The following is a 10,778-nucleotide window of genomic DNA, read 5'->3' as shown; positions in this document are numbered from 1 at the left end:
ACGCGGCCCCGGCCCCCGCCGCGCCCACCGCTCGGGCGACCGCGGGCGCCACCACCCCCTTCACCTCCGTCGAGGCGGAGACGGCCCTCACCGACGGCACGAGGATCGACCCCGACCACACCCAGGGCACGCCCGCCTCGGAGGCGTCGGGCCGCCGGGCGGTACGCCTCTCCGCGGGCCAGAGCGTCGAGTTCACGCCGCCGGAGGCGGCGAACGCGCTGAACGTCGCCTACAGCGTCCCCGACGGCGGCGGCAACCCCGACCCCGACCCGGGCCGCAACCTCGCCAAGGGCCGTCCCGCCACCGCGACCGGCCACGCCGACGTGTACGCGCCCGGCAGGGCGGTCGACGGCGACCCGGCGTCGTACTGGGAATCCACGAACCACGCCTTCCCGCAGTCGCTCACGGTCGACCTCGGCAAGGCGGAGGCCGTGCGCAGGCTCGTCCTGAAGCTGCCGCCCGCCGCGGCCTATGAGGCGCGGACCCAGACCCTCTCCGTCCAGGGCAGCTCCGACGGGTCCGGCTACGCCACGCCGGCCGCGTCGAAGGCGTACCGCTTCGACCCCGCGACCGGGAACACGGTGACCGTCGCGCTGCCCGCCGACAGCCCGCGCGTGCGCCATCTGCGTCTGTCCGTCACGGCCAACTCGGGCTGGCCCGCGGCCCAGTTCAGTGAGGTCGAGGCCTACCTGTCCTGACCTCCGGCGGCGGTCCGCATGCTGGACGGTCCGGATCTTTTACCTCGGTCCGCGCCCGGCCGCGGGCCGCCGCACCCGCCGACTCTTCCGCACATCAGCCCTGTTGAGCGCCGCATCGGCCCGGCAGAGGCCGCGCGGACGCGCCGTGCGGCCACCTCCGGAGACTTTTCCGTTTTTTGGTCCAGACCTTGACAGGTCCAGACCATTTCGCTTGAGTCGCGGCACCCCCATGGTGGGCGCGGGACCCTCCACCCGCCCCGCCCGTAAGGAGAGTTGGCATGATCAAACGCATCACCAGCTGCGCGGCCGCGCTGGCCGCGCTCGGCGCGATGATCGTCCTGGGTCCGGCCGCCACGACGGCGTCGGCCGCCGAGTGCGCCGCGCCGTGGAGCGCGACGTCCGTCTACACGGGCGGCAAGTCGGCCTCGTACAACGGACACAACTGGACCGCCAAGTGGTGGACCCAGAACGAGACCCCGGGCAGGTCGGACGTGTGGACGGACCAGGGCACCTGCGGCGGCGGCACGGACCCGGGCAACCCCGACCCGTCCGGCTTCGTCGTCAGCGAGGCCCAGTTCAACCAGATGTTCCCGAGCCGGAACCCGTTCTACACGTACAAGGGCCTGACCGATGCCCTGAAGTCGTACCCGGCCTTCGCGAACACCGGCAGCGACACCGTCAAGCGCCAGGAGGCCGCGGCCTTCCTCGCCAACGTCAGCCACGAGACGGGCGGCCTCAAGTACGTCGTCGAGCAGAACCAGAGCAACTACCCGCACTACTGCGACAAGACCCAGCCCTACGGCTGCCCGGCCGGCCAGGCCGCCTACTACGGGCGCGGCCCGATCCAGCTGAGCTGGAACTTCAACTACAAGGCCGCGGGCGACGCGCTCGGCATCGACCTGCTCAACAACCCCTACCTGGTGGAGCAGAACCCGGCCATCGCCTGGCAGACGGGCCTTTGGTACTGGAACACGCAGAACGGCCCCGGCACCATGACCCCGCACAACGCCATGGTCAACGGCGCCGGTTTCGGTGAGACGATCCGCGCCATCAACGGCACCCTGGAGTGCAACGGCGGCAACCCCGCCCAGGTCCAGAGCCGCATCGACCGCTACAAGTCCTTCACCCAGATCCTCGGTACCACCCCGGGCTCGAACCTGAGCTGCTGACGCCGCCCCACCCGCCGGGCGGGCCCGCCGCACGGGCACGCCCGGCTTCTCACGCGCCCGGCACCAGCCGGAACACCGGGTGCCGCGCCGCCTCCGCGGCGAACTCCGCGTCGGAGGAGTCGGGCGTCACGTCGAAGTAGGGCCGGGTGACCGGGACTTCGCGCAGATACTGGCGCAGCACCGGCACGCTCTCCTCGGGCCCGAGCTCCACCACGCCCACGCTCTCCGAGCGGCCGCCCCTGCTGAGGCCGATCCGCCCGGCCGCGCGCGCGTTGCGCACCCAGTCGCCCACCCCGTAGGCCGCCACGACCCAGCGCTCGCCGCCGGCCGACATCACGTCGACCGGGGTGGAGTACAGCCGCCCCGACTTCCTGCCGCGCACGCTCAGGTTGTACCGGTAGCCGTTGCCCATGCCGAGCCCGGTCAGCGTGTGGAACACACGGTTGATCATGCGCGTACCGAAGTGCACGCGGTACGTCTTCGCCATCGCCCCTCCTCGTGTCGAACCGTCGGAGCCTACGACGCGGCCAGCAGCCGCGCCGCACCGCGCCGGGCCTGGCGTGCCGCGTCGGGCGAGCCGGAGATCGCGGCGGACGTCATGGCCCCTTCGGCGAGCAGGACCAGCGGTCCGACGGCCTCCTCCGGGCCGCCCGCGTCGGCCACCAGACCGGCGACGTACGCGCTGAAGGCGTTCTTGTGGGCGCGGACGGCGTCGGCCACCGCCGGGTCGAGGGCGCCGAGTTCGCCGAAGGAGTTGATGAAGGCGCAGCCCCGGAAGCCGGGTTCGGTGAACCACTCGTACAGCCAGTCGTAGACCGCGAGGACACGGTCCTCCCCGCCCCGCTCGCCGTCCACGTAGGCGGCGAGCCGCTCGCGCCAGCGGCGGTCGCGGCGCTCCAGGCAGGCCCGCACCAGCTCCGACTTGGACGGGAAGACCTGGTAGAGCCGCTTGAGGGAGACACCCGACGCGGTGCGGACCTGGTCCATGCCGACGGCCTGGATGCCACGTTCGTAGAACAGCGCCTCGGCGGCGTCGAGGAGTCTGGCCTCGGCCTCCGCGTGGTCCATGGGGCCTCCCGCCCGGTCGAGAACGTGCGTTCTCGCTCACCTTACTACGCACTCGAGGGTCGCGCGCCGTTGCGCGAGAACGAGCGTTCTCCTAAGGTGGCGAGCCAGGAGAGAACGATCGTTCTCCGCCCCGGAGCGACCGAGGAGTCCATCCATGTCCACCGCCGCCCGTCCCCCCGTCCCGCCCTTCACCAGGGAGAGCGCGACCGAGAAGGTCCGCCTGGCCGAGGACGGCTGGAACAGCCGTGACCCCGAGAAGGTGGCCCTCGCCTACAGCGCGGACTCCCGCTGGCGCAATCGCGCGGAGTTCGTCACCGGGCGCGAGGCCATCGTCGGCTTCCTGTCCCGCAAGTGGACCCGCGAACTCGACTACCGGCTCATCAAGGAGCTGTGGGCCCACGACGGCCACCGCATCGCCGTGCGCTTCGCCTACGAGTGGCACGACGACGCGGGCCAGTGGTATCGCAGTTACGGCAACGAGAACTGGGAGTTCGACGACGACGGCCTGATGCGCGCCCGCCACGCCTCCATCAACGACCTCCCCATCAGCGCGTCCGACCGCCTCTACCACTGGCCCCTCGGCCGCCGCCCCGACGACCACCCCGGCCTCAGCGAGCTCGGCCTCTGAATCCCCGCACGCGGCACGGCGGACCGGGTGTCACCTCGCCGCACAAGGGGCACCCGGACGCCGGAACAGGAGCCGCGCGGCTGGGCGTGCCCCCTCGCGCGCGGCGAACTAGGCTGGTCGTCCCGGCCTCAGGTGCGGCGGCGTCCGGTAGAACGCCGTCCCGTCCCACCCACCGCGCGAGCCGCCGGCTCCGCACTGGCCAGCGGCCCGGGAGGAGGCATCGCATGCCCATCGCCACGGTCGATCCCGCCACCGGCGAGACCGTCGAGACCTTCGAGCCGATCGCGCCCGACGAGATCGAGCGCCGACTGACGGCCGCCGACACCACGTACGCCCGCTATCGCCTCACCGGCTTCGCCGAGCGCGCCCTGCTCCTGGGCCGCGCCGCCGATCTGCTGGAGGAGGACGTCCCGGACATCGCCCGCACGATGACGCTGGAGATGGGCAAACCCGTCACGGCGGCCCGCGCCGAGGCCGCCAAGTGCGTCAAGGCCATGCGCTGGTACGCCGAGCACGCCGAGGCACTGCTCGCCGACGAGCGCCCCGCGCCGGCCGACGTCGCCGACTCGGGCGCCGCCCGGGCGGCCGTGCACTACCGGCCGCTCGGGGTCGTCCTCGCCGTGATGCCGTGGAACTTCCCGCTCTGGCAGGTCGTCCGCTTCGCCGCCCCGGCACTCATGGCGGGCAACGTCGCCCTGCTCAAGCACGCGTCGAACGTGCCGAGGACCGCGCTCTATCTCCAGGACCTGTTCGCGCGCGCCGGGTTCCCCGAGGGCTGCTTCCAGACGCTCCTGATCGGGTCGGGCTCCGTCGAGGCCCTCCTGCGCGACCGGCGCGTGGCCGCGGCGACGCTGACCGGCAGCGAGCCCGCCGGGCGGTCGGTGGCGTCGATCGCGGGCGACGAGGTCAAGAAGACGGTCCTCGAACTGGGCGGCAGCGACCCCTACCTCGTGCTGCCGAGCGCCGACGTCGAGCGCGCCGCCGCGACCGCGGTGACCGCGCGCGTGCAGAACAACGGACAGTCCTGCATCGCCGCCAAGCGCTTCCTCGTGCACGCCGACGTGTACGACGCCTTCCGCGACCGCTTCGTCGCCGGTATGCGGGAGCTGACCGTCGGCGACCCGATGGACGAGGACACCGACGTCGGCCCGCTCTCCACCGAGCAGGGCCGCGCCGACCTGGAGGAGCTGGTCGAGGACGCGCTGGCCCGGGGTGCCACCGCCCTGTGCGGCGGACAGCGCCCCAAGGAGCAGACACGGGGCTGGTACTACTCCCCCACCGTCCTGGCCGACATCACCCCCGAGATGCGGATCCACCGCGAGGAGGCGTTCGGTCCCGTGGCCACGCTCTACCGTGTCGCGGACCTGGACGAGGCCGTGGCGCTGGCCAACGACACGCCGTTCGGGCTGAGTTCCAACGTCTGGACCCGCGACGAGGGCGAGATCGCCCGCTGCGTACGGGACCTGGAGGCGGGCGGCGTCTTCTTCAACGGCATGACGGCCTCCCACCCCGGCCTGCCCTTCGGCGGCGTCAAGCGCTCCGGCTACGGACGGGAGCTGGCGGGCCACGGCATCCGCGAGTTCTGCAACGCCACGACGGTCTGGCACGGGCCGGAGACCGGTGGCTGACATGGACGAGGCCGGCCCGACCGGCCGCCGGGAGACGGAGGACGAGCGGGCCGACCGGCGGTGGAACGAACTGATCCAGGAGGTGCGGGTCGCGCAGACCGGCGTACAGATCCTGTTCGGCTTTCTGCTCACCGTGGTCTTCGCGCCACGCTTCACGGAGCTGAGCGACACCGACCGGACGATCTACGTCGTGACGGTGCTCCTCGGGTCGACGGCCACCGGCGCGCTCATCGCGCCGGTGGCGTTCCACCGCGTCGTGGCGGGGCGCAGGATCAAGCCGCGGGCGGTCCTGTGGGCGTCCCGGCTGGTCTTCACCGGGCTGATCCTCCTGCTCGGCACGCTGACCGCCGCGCTCCTGCTCGTCCTGCGGGTCGCCACCGACAACTCCGTCGTGCCCTGGCTGGTGGCCGGTGTCGTCGGCTGGTACCTGCTGTGCTGGTTCGTCCTGCCCACCTGGGTGCGCTTCCGCCACACGACTCCGGACCGGCCTCCGCGGGCCCGGTGAACCCGGTCGCGACCGCTCAGCCGTCGGCGCTCTTGCCGATGTACGGCTCCGCGAAGGCGGCGGCGCCCGCGGGCGGGTCGAGGACTCCGCTCAGCCGTGCGCCCGCCGTGCCCGCCGCGAACGGGCGATCACAAGATCGCGGATTACGCCAGGTTTCGCTACCTTCGGCGCGGTTGACCTGCGGCGCGAAGAGGTTAACGATGGCTAACGCAGGTCGTTGCCGACCCGCCGACAGGGGCTACGGATCACGCTGCCGCTACATTTGACCGGAACCCCTCAGCGCAGCTCCCTGCCGTACGCCGCGTACCCGGCGTACCCGCGCGAGGGCGCTCACAGGTCTCCCGACGTGACGGAGGCCCGGCTCCGGATGCACCCGGAGCCGGGCCGGTCACGCGGGCGGCGGGCCCGGTCGATTACGCAGCGGCCGGGCCCGTTCATGAGCCCGCCGACCGGATCGCCGCGCGTACGCCGTCACACCATGAACGGCGTCACGCACCCCACGATCACTCCAGCCACGGCAGCGGCGTCCAGCAGCAGCTGGATCCACCACCGATGCCGCCGGAACCACTCCGGCATCTCTGACTGGTCCATCAACCCACCTCCTGTCTCCCGTGGTCCCCGCTGCTGCGCGCGAACGCACGTTCAGCAGAAGGGGCGTTGGGAGACAGGCCTGGGCTTCCGTAGCGGAGGCTATCGCGGGGCGGGCCGCGATCCCCGCGGCTACGACCATTCGCCAGGGTTCGCCACGGGATTGCCTGCGTCGCGTCCCAAGGTCACCGTTCCCGCGACGAGTTCGGACAGTTTGTGCCTGGTTTCGTCGTCGGTCGCATACAGCACGGTGCCGACCACGCCCCGGGTCAGGAGCACCTTGTACGCGTTGCGGATGAGCCGGTCCACATCGGTGTCCGACACGGACGACGGGCGGAACGCCGGGTCCTTGCTGGCGGTGCGGTCGGTGACCCAGCGGTCGTCGCGCCACACCAGGTCGGGCCCGATGACGACGCCGTTCCAGTCGTACTCGAAGCCCTGCGCCGCGTAGACGGAGCCGATCTGGCCGAAGCCCGCGGGGTCGGTGGCCCACAGGGCGGCGGGCGGTGCGCCGGCGACCGCGCGTTCGCCGGAGAGGTTCCACGGGCGGTGCCAGTCCCCGATGCGCACGTCCGGGGGCAGCGTGCCGTCGGTCGGCCTCGTCCAGGGCCAGCAGTAGCCGGCCGTGATCCGGGCCGAATAGCCCTCGTCGCGGCGGCGTTCGAGGAACTCCTCCATGTCCCACGGGGTCCGCGCCACCAGCACCCGCATCCGGTCCTCGGGCCGCCACGCGGCGGGCGGACCGCCGTCGAAGCCGAGCAGCCGCAGGACCCAGGGGACGTAGGCGGCGCTGCCGGCGCTGCGGAACTGCTCGTCCAGGCCCACGATCCGGCACCCGAGCCCCTTGGCCCGTGCCGCCGCGCGGATGCCCTCGGCGGTGCCCGTCTCCCCGGGCCGCACCATCTGGTGCTCGTCGAGCAGGAACACCGGGACCCTCGCCGCGTCGATCAGCTCGTCGATCTGCGGGCGTCCCGTGCGCCGGGACGCGGGCGTGAAGCGGTTCGCGGAGGTCCCGCGGATCCGGTGGGCCTCGTCGCACACGAGCACGTCGACGCCGTCCGGCTCGGCGTCCATGAAGGAGTTGAAGTATCTGAAGAGGTCGCCGACCTCCCGCTTCCTGGCCCCGGCCACCTTCCGCAGCGTCGTGGTGAAGGCGCTCGAACCGGTGGCGTGCAGCACGGAGACGCCCTGGCGGTACAGCGCGCCGACGAGGGAGAGCGCGATGACGCTCTTGCCGGTGCCGGGGCCGCCGGTGACGACGACGACCTCCTTCTGCCCCTCCCTCGTGCGGCCGAGGGCCGCGCGGACCGCCCTGTACACCGTCTCGTAGGCCACCTGCTGCTCGTCCAGGAGGACGAACTGTGCGCGCTCCCGCACCTCTTGGGCCGCGACGGCCATCAGCTGCCGCGCGGGGACGGCCCGCGCGGCGAGCAGGCTGTCGGCGGCCGAGGTGTCGGGGCCGGGGGCGAAACGCGCGCGCAGGAAGTCCAACAGCAGCCCGCCGTGATCGGAGGTGTAGAGCCGTGCGCGGTCGTCCTGCTCGACTTCGTAGAGCGTGGCGACGCCGAACTGCGTGGCGTTGGGCAGATAGGCGACGCCGGTGACGAGCCACGGCCGGTCGGCAAGCTCCTGGTGATGCGACATCAAGTAGTCGACATAGCCGCGCACTTGCTCCAGCGGGTGCAGGACCGGGCGGGAGTAGCCGTCCACGGCGACGAGCACGGCGTCGTCCTCCAGGACCGCCGCCTCGCGCCAGCCCTTCATCTCGACCACCACATAGGAGGGCTCGCCGTCGGCGGGGTGGCGGCCGGCGAGGACGACGTCGGCGCGTCTGCTGGTGAGCGGCAACTGGTAGTCCACCAGCATCTCGATGTCGCCGAGCCCGGCGTCGACGAGCCGCCTGGCCAGGTGCGGCAGCGACCGCTCCCAGGCACGGACCTCCGCGCCGCCCGGCTGGTGCCCGTGCCACGCCGTGAACCGCTCGGTCAGCAGCAGCGCCAGCGCTCCGGTCGCGCTCTGCGCCTCGATCCGGTGGGCCGTCGTCCGCAGCAGGGCGGCTCCACGGCCCTGCGCGCTCCCCGACTCCGTCTCCCGTCGCGGGGGTTCCGGCGCGGCGGGCTCGCCCCGGGTCGCGAAGGCCGTGGCCCCCTCGGGCACCCTCTCGGGCCCGTCGTCGTCCGCGACGAGCGCGGCGGCATCGGGGTGCCTGCCCCAGTGGGGTTCGAGCACCCGGCCCACCGCGTCCCGCACGTCGAGGGCGTCGGCCCTGCTGAGCCCCGACGCCAGCAACTCCCTGACGCCCGGCTTGAAGTCGTACCGCGGGCCCGCGCCCGGCAACGGTGTCAGCAGGCCGCCCACCAGGACCTCCGCCACGTGCGCCGCCGTGCTGTCCGGGAGCGTGGCCAGGCGCACCAGCTGCATCTCGCCGGGGGTCGTGGGGCCGACGGCGGCGAGGCGGACGGCAAGGCGGTACGCGCCGGGCGAGAAGGCGCCGCGGAAACGGGCGATCAGCCGGTCGGCGGGGAGTTCCTCCGGTGCTTCCGTGCGCTCGCCGGTCTCCCCCGCCGTGAACAGGGCCGTGTCGACCGGCAGTTCGGCGCCCGGCCGGGCGAGGGCCCGCAGCCAGGACGCGACGGCGCCCGGTTCCAGGGGCAGCACCGGCAGCGGGATGTCCCCGCCGCCGGTCAGGGGGCGCGGCTGCGGATCGAGGGCGGTGCCCCGCCACAGGCGGCGCGGCAGGGGGTTCAGGACCGCGACGGGGCCCCGGCGTCGCCAGGCCGTGACGGCCCGGCGCATCTCGGGTCCCGCCCAGGCCGGGTGGACGCCGTCGGTCAGGAGGAGCGTGAGCGTCGACGCCGCCGGTGCGCCCTGCCCACGCACCCGGGGCCGCCGCGGACTGAGGTGGCGCACGTGGACCGTGCGGAAGACGCCGCTGCGCCGCAGGAGGCGCTCGATCTCCGGTACGAGGGAGCGCCAGGCCTGCATCGACGGCGCGTCGTCGACGAGGACGACGGCGTCGCAGGCCGGCTCGGGCTCGGCCCGGGAGACGACGTCGAGCAGACCGGACTCGGCGGCGGCCCGCACGGTGGCCTCCACGTCGGGGACGGTGCGGGTCGGGTGGCCCCGGTAGGTCCGCAGGGGGCGCAGCGCGCGGGCCAGTTGTCCGGCGCGGGGCAGGGCGCGCGGCACGGGGACGCGCAGGGGCCGGGCGGCGGTGCCGGTCGCGGAATGGCCGGTGCCCTGCCCGGTGTACAGGGCCCTGCGGGTGCCCGCGTCCCGGAGTCCGTGCGGGGCGGCCGGTGGTGCCTGAGGGGTGCCGGGAGCCGTTCCGCCGGGGCCCGCCGGCCCCTCGGCGGGGTCGTCCGGCGCTTCCCCGCCCTCGGCGTGCGCGTCGCCCCGCCCCGCGCCGGAGGCCCGGTACCCGGGGTCGGTCCCGTCCTGCGCTCCGCCCGCCATGACGCGGGCCAGCCAGAGCACGTCGAGGAGTTCCGCGCCGCCGACGTCGTGACCGGTGGCCGCGAGCGCCTCCCGCAGTCGCTCGATCACGCCAGGAACGCCTCGTCGAGGCGGTGCGTGACGCTGCGGGCCAGCTCCTCGCGCGACAGGTCCGCGCCGGTGACGCGCAGATGGACCGCGGCGAGCAACTGGTCGGTGGCGAGGGTCTCCACGTCGGCGCGGCGCAGGAAGTCCTCGATGAGGTCGTCGGCGTCGGCGAGGGCGGCCTCGCCCAGGTGGTGCCGGACGATCATGCGGAGCTTCTCGTGGTCGGGGTCGGCCAGGTCGAGCCGTACGCACCGGCGCAGGAAGGCGGCGGGGAACTCGCGCTCGCCGTTGCTGGTCATGACGATGACCGGGGGTTCCGCGCACCGCACGGTGCCGCGCCGCACGCGCACGCGCTCCCTGCTGCCGGTGACCAGCACGTCGGCGGTCTGCTCGTGCTCGGGCAGCCGGGCCAGCTCGGGGATCTCGAACTCGCCCTCCTCCAGGACGACGAGCAGGTCGTTGGGGAGGTCGATGTCGGCCTTGTCCAGCTCGTCGATCAGCAGCACGCGGGGCCCGCCGGTGGCCGCGAGGGCGGTGCCGAGCGGGCCGAGGCGCAGATAGGTGCCGATGTCGGACGTGCGCGGCAGCCGCCGTCCGAGCCGGCGGGCGTGCCCGCGCGGGGCCTCCCGCTCGCGCCGCAGCGACGTCTCGCGCAGCCGCCCCACGGCGTCGTAGCGGTACAGCGCGTCGGCCAGCGTGGAGCGGCTGTTGACCGACCAGCGCAGCACCTCGCCGAGGCCGAGGTCCCGGGCCAGCGCGCGGGCCAGGGAGCTCTTCCCGGTGCCCGGACGGCCGGTGACCAGCAGCGGCCGGCGCAGTTGCAGCGCGGCGTTGACGACGGCGGTCTCCTCGCGCGTCATGAAGTAGCCGTCGTTCGCCCCGGGTACGGAAGGGCGGCGGCGCCAGGGCGGGGGCGGCGGCAGCTCGGCCGGGCCGCGGAAGACCCACCAG

General features: G+C 73.7%; 9 protein-coding genes. 5 read left to right on the top strand and 4 right to left on the bottom strand.

The window, feature by feature from the left end:
- Window positions 1-698 (top strand): discoidin domain-containing protein (locus AOK22_RS43320; RefSeq protein ID WP_244165225.1); only part of this gene is annotated, 698 nt, incomplete at its 5' end.
- A gap of 278 nt (window positions 699-976) precedes the next feature.
- Window positions 977-1,867 (top strand): glycoside hydrolase family 19 protein, encoded by an 891-nt coding sequence (locus tag AOK22_RS35030; RefSeq protein ID WP_055702742.1) that lies wholly within the window; start codon window positions 977-979, stop codon window positions 1,865-1,867.
- A 49-nt stretch (window positions 1,868-1,916) separates the two neighbouring features.
- On the opposite strand, the gene AOK22_RS35025 is transcribed toward AOK22_RS35030, so the two are convergent.
- Both AOK22_RS35025 and AOK22_RS35020 read right to left on the bottom strand, forming a co-directional pair.
- Window positions 1,917-2,354: a nitroreductase/quinone reductase family protein gene (locus AOK22_RS35025; RefSeq protein WP_055702741.1), complete on the bottom strand. Its 438-nt coding sequence runs from the start codon at window positions 2,352-2,354 to the stop codon at window positions 1,917-1,919.
- 29 nt (window positions 2,355-2,383) lie between these two features.
- Window positions 2,384-2,935 (bottom strand): TetR/AcrR family transcriptional regulator, encoded by a 552-nt coding sequence (locus AOK22_RS35020; RefSeq protein ID WP_055702740.1) that lies wholly within the window; start codon window positions 2,933-2,935, stop codon window positions 2,384-2,386.
- 154 nt (window positions 2,936-3,089) lie between these two features.
- Between AOK22_RS35020 and AOK22_RS35015 the strand changes: the two genes are divergently transcribed.
- From AOK22_RS35015 to AOK22_RS35005, 3 genes are all read left to right on the top strand, one after another.
- Window positions 3,090-3,563 (top strand): nuclear transport factor 2 family protein, encoded by a 474-nt coding sequence (locus AOK22_RS35015; RefSeq protein WP_055702739.1) that lies wholly within the window; start codon window positions 3,090-3,092, stop codon window positions 3,561-3,563.
- A gap of 224 nt (window positions 3,564-3,787) precedes the next feature.
- Window positions 3,788-5,191 carry an NADP-dependent succinic semialdehyde dehydrogenase gene (locus AOK22_RS35010; protein ID WP_055702738.1) on the top strand — a complete coding sequence of 468 codons (1,404 nt, stop codon included), beginning with the start codon at window positions 3,788-3,790 and terminating at the stop codon, window positions 5,189-5,191.
- Between the two features lies 1 nt (window position 5,192).
- Window positions 5,193-5,696, top strand: coding sequence for a DUF6328 family protein (locus tag AOK22_RS35005; RefSeq protein WP_055702737.1), 504 nt, complete (start codon window positions 5,193-5,195; stop codon window positions 5,694-5,696).
- A 720-nt stretch (window positions 5,697-6,416) separates the two neighbouring features.
- Here the strand turns inward: AOK22_RS35005 and AOK22_RS43920 are convergent.
- Together AOK22_RS43920 and AOK22_RS34995 are read right to left on the bottom strand one after the other, a co-directional pair.
- Window positions 6,417-9,830 carry an SAV_2336 N-terminal domain-related protein gene (locus tag AOK22_RS43920; RefSeq protein ID WP_341845632.1) on the bottom strand — a complete coding sequence of 1,138 codons (3,414 nt, stop codon included), beginning with the start codon at window positions 9,828-9,830 and terminating at the stop codon, window positions 6,417-6,419.
- Window positions 9,827-10,778 (bottom strand): AAA family ATPase (locus AOK22_RS34995; protein WP_055702736.1); only part of this gene is annotated, 952 nt, incomplete at its 5' end. The genes AOK22_RS34995 and AOK22_RS43920, both read right to left, overlap by 4 nt.

The sequence above is a fragment of the Streptomyces silaceus genome, from assembly GCF_001419745.1.
Classification (GTDB): Bacteria; Actinomycetota; Actinomycetes; order Streptomycetales; family Streptomycetaceae; genus Streptomyces; species Streptomyces silaceus.
This window is presented reverse-complemented; position numbering and strand designations above follow the sequence as displayed.